The organism is Gammaproteobacteria bacterium (assembly GCA_029881255.1).
GTDB lineage: Bacteria > Pseudomonadota > Gammaproteobacteria > S012-40 > S012-40 > JAOUMY01.
The window spans coordinates 266,416-289,499 of the sequence record JAOUMY010000001.1; the positions used below are offsets into that span (position 1 = coordinate 266,416).

The following is a 23,084-nucleotide window of genomic DNA, read 5'->3' on the forward strand; positions in this document are numbered from 1 at the left end:
GACCAGGGACGGCCTCTTTTTTTGACTATGAAGTTGCGTCGACGGAGGCCAAATGATTACGCAGTTACCTCGTTATGTTACGCGCAAGAAAACCGCCTCTCGGGGCTCGACCACCTCCAATTCAACCAGAAGTCGTTTCTCTCAACTACCTGACCTCAGAGATCGCCTGATTGATACGCACGAGGACTATTCACACTATCAGCGACAGGCGCAAAAAGACCGTATCATCGCGCGAAAGAACAAACGCGCTTCATTTGAGCAGCGACTGAAAAACGCTCGCTTTCTTATTCGACATGCACAACAAAGCATGCACAATATTCTTGTGCGAATTTCACAAGGAAGCGACATCCCAATAGATCATTTATATGTATTGGTCAAGAAGATCATCAAGCACCTCGATTCCAATGAAGATACCCTGTTGCTACTGTGCCGTGACAAAAGAAAAGATGAATATGTGTTTATGCGCAGTGTCAGTTTTTGCATTATCACGCTGAGTTTTTGCAGATCCCTAGGATATTCCGAATCGGACCTGCTACACATTGGCGTTGGCGCTCTTTTACATGATGCGGGGAAAATGTGGATACCGAATAGCTTACTCAACAAGAGCGGTCGCCTGACGCTAGGTGAATTTAATAAGATACAGGAGCACATTAAATTCTCCGAACTCATCCTGTATCGCCTTCACATCAGCAGCCCCCTCACACGGCAAATCGCCCTGCAACATCACGAACGCACAGATGGCAGCGGCTATCCTGAGGGATTGGATCAGAATCAAATTTCGACCCTAGGCAAAATCGCCGCAATAACCGACGTCTATGACGCCATTACCTCGGATCGCTGTTATCGCCCGGCATCTGAACCTTTAAACGCCTTGCAGTATCTACACAACCGCGGGCGAGACAAATTTGATCGCGAACTGGTGCAACGCTTTATTCGCCATATCGGCATTTACCCCTATGGGTCTTTGGTCAAACTCAGTAATGGCATTATCGGCATTGTTGTTGGCAAAGGCCGCGAGGAATTACGCCCTGCGATCATCGCCGTTTATGATGACAACACTTCGCGCCCCATCCCCGAGAGCCGCATCTATCTGGATGAATTCCCTTCACTACACATAGTCGATACGCTTAACCAGAACCAGGTGCCGTTTAATCCTCAACGCTATTTATTGTGAAACTGTGTGATATAACACACCTGCTGTGTGTTAGCGCCCAGGTTTATTCAATATCTGGCGAACAACTATATATTCAGGGTATAGAGCAACACGCGCAGCAAACAACATAAGCCATTGCTATCCAGTAAAAAGTTTTTTTCAGAGATAAGAATCCACAGCGTCTTGCGCGCCCTAATTTGTGACTATAATTTACTTAATTATTGGCAACCATCTTGCTATTACCTGTAGACTGGTTGTCCTGAATCAGACAGTAGAAAAAGATGAATCATTCCAGGACAATGTGATCACACCATTAATCAGATATATAATTTAAACAAACTCGCTCTGCCGCAAATAACACCATAGACGCAGAGTTCTCGTGTGGAGGGGAATATGACTATCTCAAACTCGGTCGCGGGTGCAGCGCGCCTGCCTGTGTTATTTACATTGCTTTCGTCACTCATGCTTAGCGCGTGTCTGGAAAACCCGATTCCGTTTACAGACCGTCAAAACACTGACCAATCAAACAACGACCCCGCACACAATCACAATCCTGACGAACCCACCACGATACCGGAAACCAGTGGCGCGGATTACGCGACAGGTTACTGGAATACGATTAACACATTGAGTACGGAAACCGTTGCCGCCAGCACATCAGCGTCTCCTGGTCGATTGAAAATTCAGCTTGCGGATAACGGCAATATCTATCTCCCCTGGTACAAAACAGGAATTGTAAACAGCAGCTCCACGGAAGAGCTCAAGGTTTTGCGTGGCGTGCTCGCGAACGGCGCCTATGGTTGGACAGACATCTCGGATGCAGGCATCCCGACGGGTGTTACCAATGCACAATTTTTTGTCAGCCCTGGCGCAAGCGCTGGTGAAGCAGAAGGCTATGCACTATGGCCAGAAAATAACAAAATCATCGTAAACGAATTTATGGTCATGGGTAGTACCGCGCACTACATGAACAAAAAGGATCTCGGTGCCGGCATACCGATCAAACTACTCACATCACCCGATGGAACTCCCCATGTCGTCGCAATCAGCACTATGGATGGTGGATTCAGCATCGACATCTATAGCAAGAACTCTCAAGGTGTATGGCCTACAGCACCCATAACATTGCATCGCATGAATGGTGCGAGCGTCGTCAACAGCAAACTACGCGCTTTAATTACTGGTGACAGTAGCCTCAACGTAGTCTGGATCGAGCAGACATCCAGCAGCTCTCGCATCATGAGCGCATTCTATAACACAGGCGGCAACACTTGGGGTGCCGCCGAAACAGTACTGGAGTCTGGAAATTCACTCAACCTGAACCCAGCCGATGTTTTAGATTTCTACACGAGCATAGAAAGCAGTGGCAACAATCTACATATCGCATTCCAATACGACACACCTCGCTCAATTTATACTGTCGACCGAATTAGCGACGTGTGGGGAACGCCAGTACGTCGCGATATTCCGAAAACCAATCATTCTATTTCTGGCGGTTTGACCTTTGCTGCCAGCAATAGCGGTCACGCTTTACTCTCCTGGATTGATATCGACTCAACACCTCCCGCTAGCAATCAAACTTCTCAGAAAGTTCAAGGGAGAGCAGGCACTGACGTTCATCGCGTCAAATATCTACGCTATATTCCCGGCACCGGCTGGGGAAGCGTCGGCGACGTACAAAAATCAAAAACTGGAGTGAATGTACTCAATCTAGTTACCAATATTAATGGCAGTGGACATGCGGCCGTCAGTTGGACAGAAAGCGAAACCAACGAGAATCGATTGCTCATAGCCTTACAAAAACCCGCAGGCACGTGGGGCAAAAAGGAGATTATTACTACTATCTCCTCGCTACCTAATATTTATAGCACTTCAGTGGCAATGCATAGCGATGGCACGCCGTGGGTACTGTGGCTAGACTCCAGTGCCAGTGGTGACAACAAAGTCTTCTCATTGCTAAAAAGTGGACGCAAGACCAATATCGATTCCGTCGCCACTAACGATTCAGGCACAACGAATAATTCCGGCCAGAACTCAAATGGCAACACCGACAATACAAATAGTAACGGCAGCAGTGGAAACAATGACAACACTGGCGGGAATAACAACAACGACACCACCAGTAATGACAACACTAACAATAACTCGGACAATACCAATACTGGCTCAAACAACAACACTGCCACCATCATTACCGACGCCTGGTCTACGCCGAGCAACGCGATTAATGATGACATTAGTAACGCCCCTGGTACTGCAATAAATTCCAGTAACATCCAGTTCGGCGCATCAGGCATGGTTGTTATCAACTGGAATAGCACAGCTGTTAACCTGAGCCTGCGCACCGACGTTATCAACGGCTATCGTTCTGTTTTGAGTAACACCGCGACGATGTCCTGGAACAAGATGGACTCAAGCAGTTTATTGGATGACGGCATGACGGTTACCGATAACGCCAGCCTTGTTCTTAATCCGGTAACGAATGACGGTTATTATATTTGGCAAAACGTTGACCAGATTTATTCTACCGAATACATGGGCAGCATGACGCATGTGATGTATGCGCCAGGCAATATTGCCAGTGGCTATTCGCCGAAAGTGTTAACGAGCGCCTCCGGCAATTCCTATTTGCTCAGCCATGCAACTATGACTGGCGGTTTTGGTATGAGTGTCTATAGACGTGATGCCAGTTCAACGCCGGCTGTTTGGAATCATGTAGCCAGCGATATGCTTCACCGCATGAATAACGCTACCATGCCCGCCGACCTCTTCGACGCCGAGCTAAACTCGAGTGGCAACATCGTAGCTGCCTGGATAGAAGAAAACACTGGCAGTTATAGCGTGAAAACTGCGACATACACTACCAGCAATCTCGCCTGGGGAAGCGTAAGCACCGTCGCCAGTAACGTGACAGGACTCGATCTAAGCAAAACGGTTTCGATCTCACTTAACACCAACGCCAGCGGCAATGCTCAACTAGTGCTATATCAGAAGTCGGGTACTGCAACGGCGATTTTTACTGCGGATTACAATGCCTCGGCAAATCCTGCTGCCTGGCAAACCTTCATGCGTCGAGACAATCAAAAAACTATTTCATCTACACCGGCCATCGTACACAACAACAATGGCGCAATGGCAATCGTGTGGATAGAAACTGATAACGGCAGCGGTATGCCGATGGACAGCATTTATGCCGTCGAGTATATGCCTAATATGGGATGGCATACGGCGGAGAAAGTCGCCACGCTCGGACACAATATTGCCGGCAATGATCTTAGTGCTTCGCTTAATGCCATGGGTTATGTCAGCGCCCTGTGGCTGGAATCGGCAACCGATGGAAGCAGTAACCTTTACGCCAGTCATAAGTTGATGGGACAAGGCTGGTCGACTCGTGAGCGGATTCGCAGCTTCGCCAATAATAGCGGCACAATAGAAGGCAATCATCGCATCGCACTGAGCGACAGCCATATTCCAGTTGTCACCGGCGCCTTGAAGATGAACAATACGATTCATCACTGGGTGAGTGTCCGTGGCAACAGTATCGCTTCGGTACAAGCCGGATCTAACAATGGCAACACCGGTAACAACGATAATAACAACAATACTGGTGGCACCACGCCAAGCACTCAGAATTGGACGCAACCAGCGGCCGTAATGAACGTCTCTCATGCGGGCGCCATGAACCCGCTTACCGAGATGGCCCTAAACATTCATGTAGACAACAATCACAGCGGCGTAATCAACATGTGGGTGGATAACACTGCCAATGGCGCATCCACACCCGAAAACCATGTAGCGCGCGCAACAACTACTGGCTGGATGAACGCGTTAAGCAATACCAATTTGTTTAACGGGCTTAGTGCCAGCGCAACATTGGAATTCATCGATATTGCCCCGGCTACAGGCAATCTCTATGGACTCATTCGTGACACAAACAATTTCTATCTTGCCAGACAGCTCAGTAACAGCAACAACTGGCAGAAAGATGTGATCCCGGATTTACCTACCGGCATATCCCGAGACGATATGCAGATGATTATGAGTGAGACCGGTATGATAACCTTAACCTGGCATCAACCGTCGACGACCTCTTACGATATTGTTTTGAACGCCAGACATTTTATGAACGGCGCATGGGAAACCATTCACTCACTGCCAGTAGTCACAGAGAAAGTATTAACTCCACACTATGTCGACCTTCAGGCAAAGATTCACGCTGCATGGTTGCTGCAGAGCACTGATACAGCATGCAATGGCTTTGATATCAAGATGTCTACGTACACAACGATGAGTGGTTGGTCGTCGATTTTTGATGGCCCTGCCTGTATAGGCAGTTCAAACATCGTGGTGAAAAGTGTCAGTAATGGTGATCAGAAACTTGTCGTCGTAGCCAATGAGCAAAGTTATATGATTGACGCCTACATCATCAATAGCGATGGTAGCTGGACACGCCACGAAAATATCAACGCCGCCGATGCAAACACCATTATTACCGCCCACAATACGATACAAGTCGTTACCGGTGGCAGTGGACAGTTTATGGTGGCCTGGCGTGAAGCCATGGGTAATCAAATTCACTATCGTAGCGTACAAGCGCACCTGATGACGAACAACAATATGCCTATGTGGCATTGGGGTACACCGTCTGCGATTAGCGGCGGCAACAGTGAGAGCGAAAGCCAACTCTCACTTGCTGTTGATCAAACAGGCAATGCATTTGCGGTGTGGACCAGCCTCAATACAGACGCAAGCAAGAGTCATGTCTACGCCAATAGGGCAAGCGCTGGTGCTACATGGAATCAGACGCCAGAAATGCTAGTGGAATACGACACGGCGAGCGAGGGACATGCTGCCAGGACGGATATTGCCGTGGATGCTAACGGTCGCGCGGCCATTACCTGGGACCAACAGATGCAGATGGGCACCATGACTATGCATCATGTCTGGGCCGTTGAATCGCAGTAGATGCTGGAAGTTGCTGTACAAATATTTCAAGACAGCCTCTGGCTAGGTCAGTAAATGAGAAGAGTTCGGTAAAGGTTGGAAACACTATTTACCACGTATAAATTGAGAAATTAGGGTTTGTTAATTTATGCGCTCACTCACGATATGACTTAGCCGGTGGCTTTCTAGTACTTCTGGGGGACTAACTCCAGCTCAGTCTAAATCAAGCCAAATTCTCTCCATTTGTTTCAAAAAATAGTGCCAACTGTTTCAAATTGTAACCACCTCAGGGTTAAGCTTTCGGCGAAAAGTCACGTAAATAAAAATGGAAACGTCACAAGAGCGAGGTGACTATTATGTTGAAAACTATCGCATTTTACGCTGGGGTTAGCGTCGTATTTGGCATGCTTGCTGTGGGATCAATGAAATACAAACATCAGTTCAGTCTTTCAACTCCTGCGAGCAGCAACCACGTTGTGAAGTCTGGGGACGCTGGGATCATGCGTATCACCAACGACTGGGGCAAGAAAACGTCTTCCCGTTAGGAAGCGCACGCACCCATACCCTATGGGTGTAGGCGCAATCCTTACATTCTCTCCGAAGGATTACTGCTCCAATAAGACGAGCTTCGCCTGCCCCGTCCTTTTCTCGATCGAAAACTCCAGATCACACTGTTCCGGATTCTCTATTGGTGGCGACGGATCATCTGCACACGCGCAACCAGCTATCACACCGCTATATAGAATCCGCACTCGCACATAAATGCGAGTGTCGTCTTGCGTGGTACTGAGCAACATGGCGCTGAAAGGACTTTCACTCACCACACTGCTGTATTGCAATCCCTGTTGCAATAGCAACGCATCGGTGGAAAGCGTTTGAACAAAGGCGACAAAGCGGCGTTCGAAACCCTCGCCGTCTATCGCGCATAAGGACTGCGGAAACTGAATCACATCCTGATACTCTTAATCTAGCCAGGCGCTAGTGAAACATAGCTCCTATGTTCACGCCAAGTATCCATTTCGTCGCCATCTGCGGACCCCACAGGTTTTGATAAACAGGCAATGTCAGCTCCAGATTGATGCCAAACATTTTCGAGGGCGTGTGTATCTTCATCGTACCAATCGCGTCGATACGCGTACCACCGTAATTGTTGGCGTTCATGGTCGGCGACATGGTGACAAAGGTATCGGTTATTTCGACATCTTTGCCATCGATTTGTCCGTTCGAGCGCATCCGCATTTTGCCGCGCATACTCAGGTAATCCAAGGGACGCAATTCCATCCAGCCATCGGCTATTAATTGATTACCACGACGATAACCGTGTTTGTTGCGATTCAGCGCTGCAGTATATTCATAGCTCAAACCCCAGCCAACATACGCCAGTCGTCTTCGTAGCTTATACCTTGTTTGATATCCAATGTCCCCGAGCCCAGTTGCATACCATAGGGATATTTCACTCCGGCCTCGGTAAACGTCGCGGTATGCGTCATGGGGCCGATCTCATCAATACTGCCAGTGGGCAAGCTCAGGCCAGTAGTAAATGTCAGCTTCATCGGTCCGCGAAACATCGCTGAAAAAATCGTATCGGCAACACCACTCGTGCTCATTTGCGAAACCGTGCCGTCAGAGGAACGCATACCCATAGAGTTGCGCATATAGTGCGGCATCAACATCAGCATAAAATCATCGCTAACGCCGTACATGGCCATAAACATCACCATGTCCATGTCCATCGTCGTCGGTGCCATCATGTAATTATATATGCCGTTTGAATCCGTCACCTGCGCGGCACTGACTGGCTTGGTGGTATCTAACATGCCGCTCATATGCATGCGTTCGTATTTGATATCAAACATCCACATACCTGCACCGTGTTTATGCACCGCTGCTCCACCGCCGCTATTCGACATCAAGGTGCCATCCGGCATGAGATGATAGCCAACGGGCGCGATTGCGGTTGCGGGATTATTGGCCATTAAACGGCCATCGGGTATGCGATGAAAACCGGGAGGGACTTCACCTGGCGTGATCAGTTGCGGTGCCTGTGATGGCTGGTCGTCGAGTTTGACCAACACGCCGTTGGATCGCAGAAAATACCCGGGCGGTGCGATCGCTGTCGCCGGGTTATTGGCCATGATACGCCCATCGGGCATGCGGTGAAATCCAGGGGGGATCTCCGCTGCGAAAGCCACACCTGTGTGAAATGACGCAATCACTGTGGCAAAAGCCACAACCATGCGCATTGACTTGAAAAGTCTGCCTGTATTGATAAAACCGCTCATGTTCCCACCGATTCTTGTAATTTATTGATTTTGTATCTGTACTGCGAGTCACACTCCGTGGGACACCTGTTCCAGCCGCCGCCACTACCTGTGCGTTCGTCCGTGTTTTATTCTACACATTCAATATATGATCCAACACTGTGATGCAAAAATGAAAAAAGGCGAACAGCCTAAACTGTCCGCCTTCCATCTGGCATCGACTAATGCTAGTACACTTGTTCTTCCTTCTGCACCAGCACGCCAGTCTGTGCCGTTTTGATTGCCTCCCTCATCTCAAGCAGCATTCTGAGCTCTTCATTTGAAAGGGCATCGGGGTAGATCGCCATCGCATGTTCGTTTTCAAGGGATAACTCCCAATCATCGACCACAGGCGATTCGTTTGCCTTGGACATCATGTCCTCCTTGATATGGTCGGTTTCGTGTAGACTACCCGCCAATGTCCATCCCCACATCGTGACTACAGGCTTACACCTCTTTTTCCTGTCGCGAATGGATTAATTCTAGGTTGTATCCGAGTAAATTTCTAATGAATGAGAAAATAAATTTTACAATTAGCGGGTCAGGCGGCGGGTCACTTCGATAAGTTCTTCGATAACAGCATCATCATTGTGCTTTATCGCGTGACTGACACAATGGCGGGTATGATCTTCCAATAATTGCAGGGACACCGCGCCAAGGGCAGAACGCAGTGCGGCGATTTGCGTTAACACATCAATGCAATAACGATCCTCTTCGATCATCGTGTAGACACCACGCACCTGACCTTCGATACGCTTCATGCGACTCAGCAAGGCCTTTTTGCGCGGTTGTACTACACGTTTTTCGTTTGTAGCTTTAGGCGACATCGTATCCTGCGCCTTCGATAGCACTCTTGAGCTCATCGGGACCAATAGCAGAAGCATCATATGCGATCTTTGCTTCACCTGGTTCAAGGCTGACATCTACAGAATTTACACCAGCAAGTTGTTGTAACACATTGGTCACACTGTTCACGCAACCACCACAGGTCATGCCCGAAATTTTGATGGTGATATTTTCCATTTTTTATCTCCTGTATTTCGCTACTTGATTAGGCTGAATTCTTCCAGCGTTTTAACAATAAAGAATTTGTTACCACCGATACCGACGACATCGCCATCGCTGCACCGGCGATTACCGGATTCAACATACCCAACGCGGCCAAAGGTATACCCAAAATGTTATAGATAAATGCAAAGAACAAATTCTGACGTATCTTGCCCAGGGTTGCGCGGGACAAGCTAATTGCGTCGACCACGCCATTGAGATCATTGCGCATCAGTGTGACATCGGCGGCTTCTATGGCGACATCAGAACCAGCACCGATCGCAAAACTAACGTCGGCCGCGGCCAAAGCTGGTGCGTCGTTGACACCGTCGCCGACCATTGCAACCCGTTTACCCTCGCTGCGAAAACTCTGTACCGCCGAGGCTTTATCCTGTGGTTTCACATTCGCCGAAAAGTGTTTGATACCCGCTTCATTGGCAACCGCACGCGCGGTGTTTTCGTTATCACCGGTCAACATCACGATATCAACATTTAAGGCATGCAAGCGTTGAACAGCTTTTAACGAGCTTTCGCGTAATTTGTCTGCAATCGCTAATAGTCCCAGACTTTCCTGTCCACGGCTCAACACCACCACCGTCTTGCCTTGCTGTTGCAGCGCGACTAGTTGCGTATCGTCCAAGGTGATTCCTTGTTCTTTCGCACCATTGGGGGAACACAACCAGTATTGTTCGCCAGCGACTTCGCCAGACACACCAACACCGGCGTGTGCCTGAAAGTTTTCTACCCGTTCAACAGCGATTGATTTGTCTTTTGCGTAGGCCAATACGGCGCGCGCGAGTGGATGTTCGGAGCCTTGCTCCAGCGCCGCGGCAATCGACAGCACTGAATCAGGACTACTCGTTGGCGATGCCCAGATATCTGTCACACGCGGTTTGCCCTCGGTAAGCGTACCGGTCTTATCGACGATAACCGTGTTCACATGCTCTGCCAACTCCAGGGCCTGCGCATTCTTCACCAACACGCCGACCTGTGCGCCACGACCGGTTCCGACCATAATCGCTGTGGGCGTTGCCAAGCCCAGCGCGCACGGACAGGCAATCACTAACACCGCGACCGCATTGATTAAGGCCTGGGTAAACTCACCAACAATCGCCCAGTTTAAAATAAAGGTCAGTACCGCCACGGCGACAACGACCGGAACAAACACTGCGGCGATCTGATCCGCCAGGCGTTGTATTGGTGCCTTTGAACCTTGCGCCTGTTCGACCAGACGAATAATGCCGGCCAATTGGGTATGCTTGCCGACACCGATGGCGCGACACTGCAATTGCCCTTGTTGATTCATAGTCCCGGCAAACACATGATCACCGCTTTGCTTGGAAACAGGCATGCTTTCACCGGTCAACATCGATTCATTAATACTCGACGAGCCATCGATGACTTCACCATCGACCGGCACGTTTTCACCGGCGCGCACCACAAACACATCACCGATGACGATATCGCTGACATTGACTTCAACAATTTCACCATCGCGTAACAGGCGCGCAGTTTTCGGTTGCAGTTTGATTAAGGCCTCAATCGCTGCCGAGGTTTTTCGTTTGGCGCGCGATTCGAGTATCTTACCGAGCAGTATCAAAGTGATGATCGCGGCGCTGGCCTCAAAATAGACATGTTCATGAATACCCGCGATAGTGACGACGGCGCTAAACAGATAGGCCATGGAGGTTCCCAGGGCCACCAACACATCCATATTCGCGCTACCACCACGTAGCGAGTGCCACGCACCAACGTAAAAGCGTTTACCTATCCAGAACTGCACCGGTGTCGCCAGGGCCATTTGCCACCATGGCGAAAACAATTCATGAGCAGTACCGACAAACATGAAAACCATTTGCAGCATAAAGGGCGCGGTGAGAACTGCAGAAGCAATAAACAAGCGAAACTCTTTTTTCGCATCCGCTTCTTTCCGTTCCTTGTCCGCTTGCTGCGTGTCGTCTTCGCGCACAAAGGCCTGATAGCCGGCGCGCTGCACACCGGCAATAATTTCTTCCACGCTTACCAGGGGCATGTAATGCACTGTGGCCTGCTCGGTGGCAAAGTTCACCGTCGCTTCGACACCGGGTATACGGTTCAACACCTTCTCGATACGCGCCGCACACGCCGCGCAGGTCATACCATCAATCGCGAGTTGCACCTGTCGCGTCGGCACCTGAAAACCCGCGCCACGTATCGCCTCGACAAATTCATCGGGTTGTACTGTGGTGGGATCGTATTCAAAACGCGCGGTTTCCGAAGCGAAATTAACCGTCGCATCGGTACCTGGGACACGGTTCAAGACCTTTTCCAGTCTTGTTGCGCAAGACGCGCAGGTCATGCCTTCGATAGGCAGTTCGAGGATATTCGGTATTTGTTGTAGGTTAGCAGTCATGTCGAAACCTTATACCCCCACGGGGTATCTGTCAAGACTCAAGCCGTGACATATTGCACATACACCGATCGCCGATATCGAAGACAATCACGTCAGATTCAAAAACGAATCATTCATCAACTACACGATCAAAAAAGGAGAATACGATGGAAGGCATTCTAGGCGAACTTATGGTTAACTTCGGCTTTATTAGTGGTTGGGTTTTCTAACATTAGGCAATTGAACGCAAATCGGGTCGATAGAACAATTGTTCCATATATTCAAGCTGGCCTATATTGGAAGCAATTGTTCCGACCTTGTTTTTGCGGGTTGCATCTGTAGGAATCAGCCGGAAGCCGACGCACAGACTTCCTATAAGCGGACACTCAAAACGAGTTATTAGTAAATTTCTAGTCGAATCGTGACCGCTCCTCATCAATCTCCTCACGCTCGATGTTTTTGTCTAGGTACTCAATCTCCGACTCTATCCACCGACTCACTTCACTCTCAAAACCAGCTCCCAACCAACGACGAAATTTGTCTCTTTTCTTTTTTAAATAGCTGCTTGTAAGCCCCGACCAAGAACCAGAATGAAAATTACAACTGATTCCGCTGTTTACGCCCTCATATTTGCTATATTTCTGAAGAATTATACGTGTTAATTTACCTCCATTCGAATCGTCGAGTGTCGGTGGTGCTGCATGTGCTATAAGCGCTGCCCGAGACTTAGGGTCTTCATCAATCCACTCAACAATTTGAGATATCGGCAATTCTGATATCGCGGCGGTAGAATTACTTTCTTCATTCCTAGAAAGTCCACCTTTAAGCCAATTCAAAATATCACTCCGCCACTGGGGTAAAGTTTCCTCTAATTGCGTTTTTATAACGTTCCATGCTCCGGATGGATTAGTTCGTACAAGCTCACTTGCAAGTGGTTCTACATAGGAGTCATAACTTAATCTGTAACAATCCCCCATTTTATTCAGTAAACATTCGAGAAGTGGTAGCACACGACTATCATCCCACTTGATCAGCTTCTGGCAAACGTTCTTCCAATGATAGCCCTTCATAGGATCTCGGCCTTCCTCTCCTGGTATAGACCTTGATAACACGTCAAATACAAATTCCGAACCAATTGGGGATGATCCGTCCAACGGAGTAGAGTCAAGCAGCTCTATCAACAGTCGAAAAGACTCCTCTGAGCCATCTGCTTTTAGCAAATCAAGTAGTGTTTTAATTCTTTTTTGCGGAACCTTATCGATTGATCTCCCATACCTTAGCGAATTGAACTGCTGAGACGAAACCCAGTTATTTTCCAATGCGATTAAACACTTCGAAAACAAGGCATCTCTATAATCTGAACTAAGGGTAATTGTAACCCCCAGCCAAGCAGTATTTTCAACATCAAGAAAATTGTTTATCACAGAGCCATACAACTCTGGATCGACTTTACCTACTTCTGATAGGTATCCGTGTAGACAAACTTGGTGTTTTGTTTCTAGTGCTATTTTTATGAGTTCAGGTAGAAGGCATCTATCTGCGTCATATTGCTCTAACTTTTCACCAAAAAACCATAACGCGGGCACGCCTTTCTCAGGAGCAAGGAGATGTCTGATCTCACTCAGCTTTTCTGGATATCGTACAATCCGCTTAGCTAATGCACTAACAAGCAATTTGGATCGATTTTTTGGTTTATTGTGTCTGTCACGAAAATCTTCATCCCACTCCATCCAATCAACGTCAATTACGTAGCGATTAAATCTGCTTACTAGATCGCGCCTAGTGAACTGGCGCTCAATTAATTGCAACCTCTTCGTTATTTCTGGATGATTATCATCATCCTTGTACGCTCTCCAATTCCAAAAAAACTTATTCAGTTTTTCCGGCAACATGGCGCTCTCTTTAACAAGAGAATTCATAACTTGGAAAGCTAGCTCTGTACACGGTGGTGTTCTTATTTGCTCTTCAACGGCATAGAATAATGTATTACAAACATCTCGACGAAGCCTAGATGGCCAGTTTTTCGTTTCATTGACCAACGCCTGAAAATAGGTGAAGTACGCCTGCCACCATTCGCCATAAGTTTCAGGAATCCATAGTTTTGCTCTCTCTTTTAGCCCTTGATACTCCGGTCCAACTGTTCGAAATCCACCACGCGTATCAAGGGCCGCTTCGACAATTTTAAGCCCAAGTAAACGCTCTACATCACTAGAAGACCGAAGAAGTTGTAGCAGTGCTGAAAGTCGAGTTTCTGGCGTAGACTCTGTTGCGGCCCATTCTGGACCTATACGAAAAAGCCCTACCAAGGTGCCTGTAGAGTTATTAGAATAATGGGAGTTCTCATTCACAGCTAATCGAATTAACAAATTTAGCGCTCTAGTCGTATAGGCAGGCCACACCGCAATCTTTTCAAGAGTCCAGACAAAATTTTGTCTGTTTTCACTTAAGCTCAATAAGTCGTCGTTTGTCCATTTGCCAATAGTAGCTTCAAGTAGTTTTAATACAGCGCTAGGATTGGCCTCTGCCAGGATGGATAGAAATCGAGATCCTTTTTCAGATTCTAAAAACTCCTTTTTAGAGAAAATTCCATCTGACTTAAGAATGTCGTTAATAACGTGAGAAGCACTGGCTTCTCCGGCGTACTTAAACATATTCAGAAACCATGCATGCAGCGACTTAGGCATGTTTAAAAAAGTTTTATTAAAATCAAATCCTCGTCCATAACACTCCCAAAACTGCTTCCATAAGTAAATATGAAGAGCCTTGGGAACAAAAAACAGTGTACGACTACCTTGCAATACTCTTCTAGCGCGAAGATTCTTAATTATTTCCTGAAAACGAGCCCAGCCAATTGTGGGGTCAACATTTCTAACTAACTCGGCGATATAAGCGGCCTCCTCTCCAACTGGTGCCTCATATCCAAAACGATTGAACAACGCAATGTGCTGTGCAACGCACTCAACTTGTCTTGCACCTATTTCATCTCTCTTTCCATAGCCGTGCAGAAACCTTGTCCAAATCGGTACTGTGGCTGGTGGCTTTAACAAGTCTGACGGGTTTGCGTACAGATTGTCGGCAACCGCTTGCGCAACTCGAGGCGATCCTTCGCAGATACTAATCCAACGATCAAGTTCGTGAGATTCCCCAATACGGCGAATAAGTATTTTTTTTATGATATCGTCTGGCAAGTATGGTACTTGTATTCGATCAATATCTTCATCTCGGGTTTCATCCTGTCCGTGATCCATCGATACAATCTTCAATTGACCGCAGCGTGGCTTAAGATGTCTCCATATATCTGAAAGCTCCATCTCCGGTAGCTCATCTATAACCAAAATAAGTGGTTTGTCACGACCTGATTTCACTAATTGTCGGAAGAGTTTTGTTTGTCCAAACTGAGATCCATGCTGGATGTAAAGAACATGCGGAGAAATAGTTTCAACATTCAATGCCTCTAGAACAATACGAGTTTTACCTAAACCAGGTTCACCAAGAATACGGATGTGTTTTGCTTCCGCCTGTAGGCCAGATCGCAGCTGAGTGATTATCTCTGTTTGTTCTGAAGACTCCTCGTAATCGTTTGCCATATGCGCATCATGCTGCCATTCATCGAGTGTCCAGGCTTCCTGAATTGGATCAGCTGATAATAAAGATGCAACTCCTGGATAACGTTCTGCAAATTCTGTAATTTGACTTGCACCAAAAACTTCGACTTTGCTTTCATATGCTTCAAACCCTTTTTCAGCCAGAGTTGCGACAATTAATTCTTTAGAGTTGTTACGTTGCTCTGGAGTCAAGTCATGTCCCGTGCAGATGAGCGAATAACGACCTTGTCGTTCCACAAGCCGCTTAACTTCAGAGTTTAACTCTCCTTTACTGCTAAGTAATTCTTGTCGAATCGAAGTTAACTTCCAGGGTTTAAATGTGGTTCCTGCTTTTATTTGGAATCCTGTAATACCAAATTGAAAAATACAGTCTGCATTCACGTTATGTCCATGAGGCACATTGACTTCAGCATCTATGCCGCCATCTGGGGTCATCAATTTATCAGAAATGGTTAGTGCAGCAGGCCCTAGCTTTGCGTAGGCGCATTCAGAACGTAGTATTGCTCGAGATATGGAAACAGCGCGTTCAGGGCTAAGTGAAGCGACTGTTAAAATTGGAACTGTCCATAAACTATTCATAAAATATGTATTTATCTATTAGGCCCCAGTATCCGCTTTAGGTCGACAACAGATCCAGCACTAGAAATTCAGAACCATTTCTCTGATCGATTCCAAAGAAAACACAGTTACACATTGACGGGGATCGAAACGGCTAGTCCCTTCTTGTTGTTTATTTTTAACCAACATCCCCACAAGAGAGGTTAAGTGACGGCTTTATTAGCCTAGTTTTTGTGTGTTGAGTTTATACCGACCAGGTGGTTGGTGCAAGGTAAGGGAGAGACTTGGATTTACGATGTATGAGCAGACGCTACTTGCTCACGCTGCATGTATCTCAAATTCGTTGGCGTTCTCGTCGAACGAACTACTTAAGCGGTCGGATGTTCGAATCGCGGCTTTGTTAAATAAAAAAGGGTTCTCCTGGTTTGGAGAACCCTTTTGTTGTATGGCGCGCCCGAGACGATTACTCGGCTACGCCTCACCCTATCGGGTCGTTGCATTCGCAACGATTTCGCTCGCGATGCTCGCTTCTCGAACGGACTGATTGAGCGGTCGGACGTTCGAATCTTGCCTTCGTTAAATGAAAAAGGGTTCTCCTGGTTTGGAGAACCCTTTTGTTATATGGCGCGCCCGAGACGATTACTCGGCTACGCCTCACCCTATCGGGTCGTTGCATTCGCAACGATTTCGCTCGCGATGCTCGCTTCTCGAACGGACTGATTGAGCGGTCGGACGTTCGAATCTTGCCTTCGTTAAATGAAAAAGGGTTCTCCCTTTCAGAAGAACCCTTTTGTAATGTGGCGCGCCCGAGACGATTCGAACGTCCGACCTTTGCCTCCGGAGGGCAACGCTCTATCCAGCTGAGCTACGGGCGCCTTAACTTTTACCCTGGAGTAGCTAGATACCCCAGCCCGCACGTCTTTGATCGACGCGTGGTGTGAAAACCGGCATAGCATACCGCGTTGGGTACTTGCAGTCTAATTCCGTCAATTATCAGGCCTCGCTACCCGCAAGCAAACCCTTGAGGTTGGCCAGGTGGGCCTGGCCGCGTTGTTTCTGTTCCTCGGGGCTGACCGCCTCGCCGCGTCCGCCTTCCCAGATGATGTCGTCTTCGGGGATTTCATCGAGGAATCGGCTGGGTTCGCATGGGGTGTTGTCGCCGTATTTCTTGCGTCGACCGGCATATGAGAAGGTCAGTGTCCGTTGGGCGCGGGTGATGCCGACGTAGGCGAGGCGGCGTTCTTCTTCGACATTGCCTTCGTCCAGGCTGGAACGATGGGGCAGAATCTCTTCTTCCATGCCGATGATAAAGACGTGCGGAAACTCCAGACCCTTGGAGGCGTGTAGCGTCATCAGGTTTACACAGTCGGCGGTGTTCTCTTCTTCCTGGCGGTCGAGGATGTTCATCAGTGACAGGTGATTGACCACACCGCCCAAATCGCGCTCTTGCCCTGGCTCACCACCGTTGTCCTGAATCTTTTCTATCCAGTCGAGTAAGTCATTGACGTTTTGCATGCGCTTTTCGGCCTGCTTCAAGTCCTTGGACGAATCATTGAGCCAGGTTTCATAGTCGATCTCTTTGACCATGTCGCGTATCGCGCTCATGAAGTCACCGCGTTCGGCGCGCTCGGTAATCCGTGATACCCATTCAGCGAATTGACGTAGATTGTTGAGCGCCTTTTCCGGGAGTACTTGCGCCAGGCCGAATTCATGTATGGCGTCCATCAGGCTGATATTACGCTCCTGGGCATAGCTGCCGATACGCTCCACCGTACTCGCGCCGATCTCGCGTCGTGGCGTGTTGATCACGCGCAGGAACGCCATATCGTCATTTGGATTGGCGAGCAGGCGTAGGTAAGACATGATGTCTTTGACTTCACTCTTCTCGAAAAACGAGGTGCCGCCGCTCAAAAAATACGGAATACGATTCTCGCGCAAGGTGGCCTCGAGCAAACGCGATTGGTGATTGCCGCGATATAAGATGGCGTAGTCACTGTAATTGGTGCGGTGTTTAAAACGATGACTGAGGATCTCGGTGACCACGCGCTCGGCTTCGTGTTCTTCGTTACGACACTGAATGACGCGTAGCGGATCACCGAATCCCATCTCACTCCACAGCGCCTTTTCAAACACGTGGGGATTGTTGGCAATAACGTGGTTGGCCGCCTTGAGTATGCGCCCCATGGAGCGATAGTTCTGTTCCAGCTTAATCAGTTTGAGACGCGGATAGTCTTCCGACAACAGGCGTAGATTTTCCGGCTGCGCGCCGCGCCAGGCATATATCGATTGATCGTCATCACCAACCACGGTCAGACCACCAGTCCTGCCCACCAACTGCTTGACCAACTGGTATTGGCAACCATTGGTGTCCTGGTATTCATCGACCAGTAGATAACGTATCCGGTTCTGCCATTTTTCGAGGATCTCCGGGTGTTGGCGAAACAGCTGTACCGGTAGATAGATCAAATCATCAAAGTCGAGGGCGTTATAGGCCTTGAGATAGCGCTGATAGTGTTGGTAGATCACCGCCGCAACACGTTGCGCCTCATCCTCAACCTGCTCCAGTGCCTCTTCGGGTGAGGTCAGACCATTTTTCCAACGGGAGATCTGCCACTGGATTTGCTGTAACACATCGGTGTCACCACCGGTGTCGCGATTGACGATTTCCTTTAACAGGCCAATGACGTCCTGGGTATCGAATATCGAGAACCCGGACTTATAACCGAGAGCTTTGTGCTCACGGCGCAATATATTCAGGCCAAGCGTGTGAAACGTAGACACCTGCAGGCCATACCCTTCTTTGCCCTGCAGCAATTGGCTGACGCGTTCTTTCATTTCCCGCGCCGCCTTATTGGTAAAGGTCACCGCCGCGATATTGCGCGCAGAAATCCCGCATTCCTTAATCAGATAGGCGATTTTTTGCGTGATTACACGGGTCTTGCCACTTCCAGCGCCAGCCAGCACTAACAACGGTCCATCGATATAGTTGACTGCGGCTTTTTGGCGGGGATTCAGGTCTGCCATTCCAACACCAGTATTCACTTCGGGGGAGGCGTATTTTATAGACTCAGGCGTGGCTTGTCGAAGCAGGAAATCGTCGTCATTGGTGTAATTTTGATCGAATTTGTCCTAACTTGTTATAAGCATTGGAGAACAACCCCCCCCTTCTTTTCCCATTGTAATCGGCATACAATGTGCCGTGCTTTTTGAACGTCAGGGTTGGATATCAGATATGAAATCGCAAATTAACCATGCAAACGCCTGACGGGACCGGTAACGGTTCCAATTTAGCAATCTCGCTGGGCTTTGGCGCGATATTGCTGCTTATGAGCGGGATTATCGCTGTCGGCTACTTTCGCCTTAATGCCCTCAATACCGAAATCGACAAGATTTCAACGCTCTACCACCTTAAGTCTGACATCATTCACAAAATCCATTTCAACATCAGCGAACGTTCGAATTCAGTCTTGTACATACCGCCGCCTAGCCAGCCGGAAATTCAGAATGAACTGCAGCAGGATTTCGAACAATTCAACCAGCAGTTAAGCCTGTTGCAATCACAGTTCGCAGCGATGCCTCTGGTCACAAATGAGCGCGTCCTCTTTGAACAGGCGATGCAGTTAATGCATGAAAATGCACAACTGGAAGATCGCATCGCACAGACTTTGCTTAAAGGGGAACCACTCACCGAAGCGGGACAACTCATTGAAGCCGATCGTCGACAGGAACAGATGCTATTTCAAAAACTCGACGACTTGATTGCCCTGGAAAACAATCTATCGCGCATGGGCATCGATAGCGCCAGCGCATCCTATAGCGACACGATGAAACTCTTGTCTACGCTGGGAGGTACAGTGCTGTTTATCAGTCTGCTGATTACCTTTCTGGTGGTGCGTCGCGCCTCGTCTTTTGAGAAAAAACTGATTCAACAAAAGTTACAGGCCGAGATAACGCTGCATGCAATTGGTGACGCGGTAATTACCACCACACCGAGCAGCCAGATAAATTACATAAATCCTATCGCCGAAAAGCTGATAGGAATTTCGGCGCAAGAAGCGCTACACAAACCCTTCTCATCTGTTGCGCGCATCCTAGACGATAAAAGAAACGCGGTCGATTTAAATACCCAGTTGAATGCCTTCAACAATGAAAAATTAAAATTAAATGACGCCTCTCTTTTGCTCGGCGAAGATAAAGAAATCGCCGTCGAAGGCTCAGGCTCACTGATTTACGATGACAATGGAAACATTATTGGTAAGGTACTTATCTTCAGAGATGTTTCTGAAAACCGCTCTTTATCAGACATGTTATCGTGGCAGGCCACACACGACCCACTCACCGGGCTAGTCAATCGACGCGAGTTCGAACGCCTTCTTTCCAGCCAACTCGACGATGCCAAAAGCTGTCGTCGTCAACACGCGATGTTGTACGTCGATCTCGATCAATTCAAAGTCGTCAATGACACCTGCGGCCATATCGCTGGCGATATGTTGCTACAACAACTCACCAGTATTTTACAGGGCAAGATTCGCAGCAGCGATGTGATCGCGCGATTGGGTGGTGACGAGTTTGGCGTACTTCTGGAATCCTGCAATATGGACAAGGCGAAAACCATTGCAACTGAGATTCTCGAAGCGATACAGGAATACCGCTTTTCCTGGAAAAATCACGTGTTCAAGGTCGGCGCCAGCATAGGCGCGGTACCCGTGGACAAAAACAGCGAAAGCGTGGTCAAGATCATGAGTAACGCCGACTCCGCCTGCTATGTCGCCAAGGACAAGGGGCGCAACCGCATCTGGGTACATCGCATAGATGACCGCGAGATTATACAACGCCATGGCGAAATGGCTTTGACCACGCTCATCACCCAGGCCTTGGAAGAAGGGAAATTCTGCATCTTCAAACAAAAAATTCTGTCTATGCCTGGCAATGACGCGCCTGACATGTACGAATTACTGATACGCATGGAACGCCAGAACGGCGGACATTTGCTGCCAATGGCTTTTATTCCTGCAGCGGAACGATACACCATCATGCCGAGTATAGATCGCTGGATGATTACCGCCTCGTTTTCGGTATTAAGAGATCACCAGGAATTACTTACACCTCATGACATGGTCAGCATAAATTTGTCTGGTCAGTCACTTAGTCAAAATAAATTCCTGGAATTCGTGGTTAACGAGTTGGACCGCTTTCAGATCGAGCCAGAGCGAATCTGTTTTGAAATCACTGAAACGGCTGCTATTGCCAACTGGCCACTGGTCACACGCTTCATTTCGGTGTTGCGAGGCATGGGCTGCAAATTTGCACTCGATGACTTCGGCAGCGGCATGTCGTCTTTCACCTATTTAAGAAACTTCAATGTCGACTTTCTCAAGATAGATGGCTCGTTTGTGCGCAATATCGCCAACGATAATATTAATCGCGAAGTCGTCAAAGCAATAAATAGCCTTGGCAAAACCATGAACATCAAGACTATTGCTGAGTATGTGGAGTCTGATGAAATCAGAAGCATATTAGAGGAGATCGGTATCGACTATATGCAAGGGTATTCGATACATATGCCGGAGCCGCTTTAATATTAGTCCCGAATTTACGCTGTGCTCGTTCTATCTTTTCCTTATCCATAATTTCACAGTCACAGAATTTCGCTAAAGCATCGTTCCGAAGCCAATGGAACACCTGCACTACCACAAACGCCCACCTTATTTCACACCGCCGACAGTCATCCTTGACGCTACACAGCACGGGTTTAAGATTTTTCTTCTTTCACAAAAGCTTTTTTGATATGCGCTGTATTATTTTATACACTTGGCTTGCTCTTGGTTCCATTTCAGAGTTATCTCAATATTTACACGCGCACTGAAGGAGCATTTGCGAAATGAGTCGAATTCTGATTGCCGACGACAATCAACAAAATATGTACCTGGTTCGGTTTCTTTTAGAACGAGCGGGATATGACGTTGACGAGGTAGAAAATGGCAAGCTCGCAGTCGAGGCCTGCGAAAAGACAAGGTATGACCTGGTACTGATGGACATTCAGATGCCGGTTATGGATGGCCTTGAAGCCACTCGGATTATCAAGCGCTTCAAACCCGCACCGTTAATTGTCGCTTTAACAGCTTTCGCAATGAAAGAGGATATTGATTCTTTCTTTTCAGCGGGATGCGATGGCTATATCACCAAACCTATCGAAACGAACGCCTTCATGGAAAACATCGCGGACTATATCAAGAAAGCGAAAGATATTTCCGCGGAAGCCTCACGCTAGCGAAGACTCAGAAACGGAGTTTAAACAGCTTTCGAATATTGCTCCACACCAAACACCACCGTCGTATTTAGTAACTTCAACTCTTTCACACGCTGTTGCCGTTGCTCACTTGCATGCCAGTAGTATGGCGTCATTTTCAGCAAGTCAAAGATAAATGCATTTTCAACTACCATCTCCCATTGCCAAACACTGCTTGATTTGAGTTCTAAGCCTGGAAAATCTGGCGCTGCATCTTTATGCGGTCGGGGAGTTTCGTAAATGAGTTCTTTAAGTTCGATTAGATGTTCTGCTGCTGATGTAATTCTCAAAAAACAGCCATTGTTTTGTAGAACGCGCAAAATCTCGGCACTATTGGTGGGTGAGTTTATGCTATAGACAAAGGAGAACTGCTCATCGGTGAATGGTAAATCACTGCTGCTGGCGACTATATATTGTTCATTAGCCGAACGCTTTGCTGCCATACGCACGGCGTCTTTTGATATATCAATACCGGTCAGTTGCGTACCTGGCAAAAGCATATTCACTCTCCGCGTAAAATATCCTTCTCCGCAACCAATATCCAACACACTGTTTACCGAGTCATTACCCTTCGAGAGTTCCTGCGCAATATTTTCAACCAGTTTGTCATAATATCCGTTTTCCAGAAAGCGCCGTCGACTGATGAGCATTTCTTTACTATCACCCGGATGACGGCTTTTTTTCTTGTGCGCAAGCATCAAATTGTAATAGCCCTCTTTCGCACGATCAAAACTATGCCCAGACTCACATAGGAGACGCGCGTCTGCGTGCAAAAGGCTCTTACGGCAAACCGGACAACGTAGTGATAGCATAGCCA

The 23,084-nt window shown here is 47.9% G+C and carries 15 protein-coding genes and 1 tRNA gene; 5 read left to right on the forward strand and 11 right to left on the reverse strand.

Annotated features, from left to right (window positions below):
* Positions 1-52: 52 nt before the first annotated feature.
* The 3 genes from OEZ43_01200 (at position 53) to OEZ43_01210 (ending at position 6,642) form a co-directional block, all read left to right on the forward strand.
* The gene (locus OEZ43_01200) at positions 53-1,174 is read left to right on the forward strand and encodes an HD domain-containing protein (protein MDH5544174.1); all 1,122 of its coding nucleotides are present in this window, start codon (positions 53-55) and stop codon (positions 1,172-1,174) included.
* A gap of 372 nt (positions 1,175-1,546) precedes the next feature.
* Positions 1,547-6,118, forward strand: a complete 4,572-nt coding sequence (locus OEZ43_01205; protein MDH5544175.1) for a hypothetical protein — start codon at positions 1,547-1,549, stop codon at positions 6,116-6,118.
* A gap of 335 nt (positions 6,119-6,453) precedes the next feature.
* Positions 6,454-6,642 (forward strand): hypothetical protein, encoded by a 189-nt coding sequence (locus tag OEZ43_01210; protein ID MDH5544176.1) that lies wholly within the window; start codon positions 6,454-6,456, stop codon positions 6,640-6,642.
* Positions 6,643-6,702: 60 nt separating this feature from the next.
* Here the strand turns inward: OEZ43_01210 and OEZ43_01215 are convergent, their stop codons facing one another.
* From OEZ43_01215 to rep, 10 genes are all read right to left on the reverse strand, one after another.
* Positions 6,703-7,047, reverse strand: a complete 345-nt coding sequence (locus OEZ43_01215; GenBank protein MDH5544177.1) for a hypothetical protein — start codon at positions 7,045-7,047, stop codon at positions 6,703-6,705.
* Positions 7,048-7,075: 28 nt separating this feature from the next.
* A complete protein-coding gene (locus OEZ43_01220) occupies positions 7,076-7,459 on the reverse strand; it encodes a hypothetical protein (protein ID MDH5544178.1) in 384 nt (127 codons plus the stop codon).
* Complete coding sequence (locus OEZ43_01225) at positions 7,456-8,379, reverse strand: hypothetical protein (GenBank protein ID MDH5544179.1); 924 nt, start codon at positions 8,377-8,379, stop codon at positions 7,456-7,458. Before OEZ43_01225 ends, OEZ43_01220 begins: the two co-directional genes overlap by 4 nt.
* A gap of 206 nt (positions 8,380-8,585) precedes the next feature.
* Complete coding sequence (locus OEZ43_01230) at positions 8,586-8,831, reverse strand: hypothetical protein (GenBank protein ID MDH5544180.1); 246 nt, start codon at positions 8,829-8,831, stop codon at positions 8,586-8,588.
* 99 nt (positions 8,832-8,930) lie between these two features.
* Entirely contained in the window at positions 8,931-9,224 is a 294-nt protein-coding gene (locus tag OEZ43_01235; GenBank protein MDH5544181.1) for a metal-sensitive transcriptional regulator, read from the reverse strand.
* The gene (locus tag OEZ43_01240) at positions 9,214-9,420 is read right to left on the reverse strand and encodes a cation transporter (GenBank protein ID MDH5544182.1); all 207 of its coding nucleotides are present in this window, start codon (positions 9,418-9,420) and stop codon (positions 9,214-9,216) included. The genes OEZ43_01235 and OEZ43_01240 overlap by 11 nt, the downstream gene beginning before the upstream one ends.
* A gap of 28 nt (positions 9,421-9,448) precedes the next feature.
* Positions 9,449-11,836 carry a heavy metal translocating P-type ATPase gene (locus OEZ43_01245; protein ID MDH5544183.1) on the reverse strand — a complete coding sequence of 796 codons (2,388 nt, stop codon included), beginning with the start codon at positions 11,834-11,836 and terminating at the stop codon, positions 9,449-9,451.
* Between the two features lie 389 nt (positions 11,837-12,225).
* Positions 12,226-15,999: a hypothetical protein gene (locus OEZ43_01250; protein ID MDH5544184.1), complete on the reverse strand. Its 3,774-nt coding sequence runs from the start codon at positions 15,997-15,999 to the stop codon at positions 12,226-12,228.
* Positions 16,000-16,776: 777 nt separating this feature from the next.
* Positions 16,777-16,853 (reverse strand) — tRNA-Arg (locus tag OEZ43_01255).
* A 118-nt stretch (positions 16,854-16,971) separates the two neighbouring features.
* Entirely contained in the window at positions 16,972-19,002 is a 2,031-nt protein-coding gene (gene rep, locus OEZ43_01260; GenBank protein ID MDH5544185.1) for a DNA helicase Rep, read from the reverse strand.
* A gap of 227 nt (positions 19,003-19,229) precedes the next feature.
* Between rep and OEZ43_01265 the strand changes: the two genes are divergently transcribed.
* Together OEZ43_01265 and OEZ43_01270 are read left to right on the forward strand one after the other, a co-directional pair.
* Positions 19,230-21,557: an EAL domain-containing protein gene (locus OEZ43_01265; protein MDH5544186.1), complete on the forward strand. Its 2,328-nt coding sequence runs from the start codon at positions 19,230-19,232 to the stop codon at positions 21,555-21,557.
* A 302-nt stretch (positions 21,558-21,859) separates the two neighbouring features.
* On the forward strand, positions 21,860-22,249 hold the full coding sequence (locus tag OEZ43_01270; protein MDH5544187.1) for a response regulator: 390 nt from the start codon (positions 21,860-21,862) through the stop codon (positions 22,247-22,249).
* Between the two features lie 20 nt (positions 22,250-22,269).
* Here OEZ43_01270 and OEZ43_01275 read toward each other — a convergent pair whose 3' ends face one another.
* Positions 22,270-23,079, reverse strand: a complete 810-nt coding sequence (locus tag OEZ43_01275) for a methyltransferase domain-containing protein (GenBank protein ID MDH5544188.1) — start codon at positions 23,077-23,079, stop codon at positions 22,270-22,272.
* Positions 23,080-23,084: the final 5 nt, after the last annotated feature.

Excerpts from the sequence above, each read along its gene's own strand:
- OEZ43_01225 (MDH5544179.1), bottom strand. The coding sequence starts at position 8,379 with ATGAGCGGTTTTATCAATACAGGCAGACTTTTCAAGTCAATGCGCATG.
- OEZ43_01270 (MDH5544187.1), top strand. The coding sequence starts at position 21,860 with ATGAGTCGAATTCTGATTGCCGACGACAATCAACAAAATATGTACCTG.
- OEZ43_01250 (MDH5544184.1), bottom strand. The coding sequence starts at position 15,999 with ATGAATAGTTTATGGACAGTTCCAATTTTAACAGTCGCTTCACTTAGC.
- OEZ43_01230 (MDH5544180.1), bottom strand. The coding sequence starts at position 8,831 with ATGTGGGGATGGACATTGGCGGGTAGTCTACACGAAACCGACCATATC.
- OEZ43_01235 (MDH5544181.1), bottom strand. The coding sequence starts at position 9,224 with ATGTCGCCTAAAGCTACAAACGAAAAACGTGTAGTACAACCGCGCAAA.
- OEZ43_01275 (MDH5544188.1), bottom strand. The coding sequence starts at position 23,079 with ATGCTATCACTACGTTGTCCGGTTTGCCGTAAGAGCCTTTTGCACGCA.
- rep (MDH5544185.1), bottom strand. The coding sequence starts at position 19,002 with ATGGCAGACCTGAATCCCCGCCAAAAAGCCGCAGTCAACTATATCGAT.
- OEZ43_01200 (MDH5544174.1), top strand. The coding sequence starts at position 53 with ATGATTACGCAGTTACCTCGTTATGTTACGCGCAAGAAAACCGCCTCT.
- OEZ43_01245 (MDH5544183.1), bottom strand. The coding sequence starts at position 11,836 with ATGACTGCTAACCTACAACAAATACCGAATATCCTCGAACTGCCTATC.
- OEZ43_01240 (MDH5544182.1), bottom strand. The coding sequence starts at position 9,420 with ATGGAAAATATCACCATCAAAATTTCGGGCATGACCTGTGGTGGTTGC.
- OEZ43_01210 (MDH5544176.1), top strand. The coding sequence starts at position 6,454 with ATGTTGAAAACTATCGCATTTTACGCTGGGGTTAGCGTCGTATTTGGC.
- OEZ43_01265 (MDH5544186.1), top strand. The coding sequence starts at position 19,230 with ATGCAAACGCCTGACGGGACCGGTAACGGTTCCAATTTAGCAATCTCG.
- OEZ43_01205 (MDH5544175.1), top strand. The coding sequence starts at position 1,547 with ATGACTATCTCAAACTCGGTCGCGGGTGCAGCGCGCCTGCCTGTGTTA.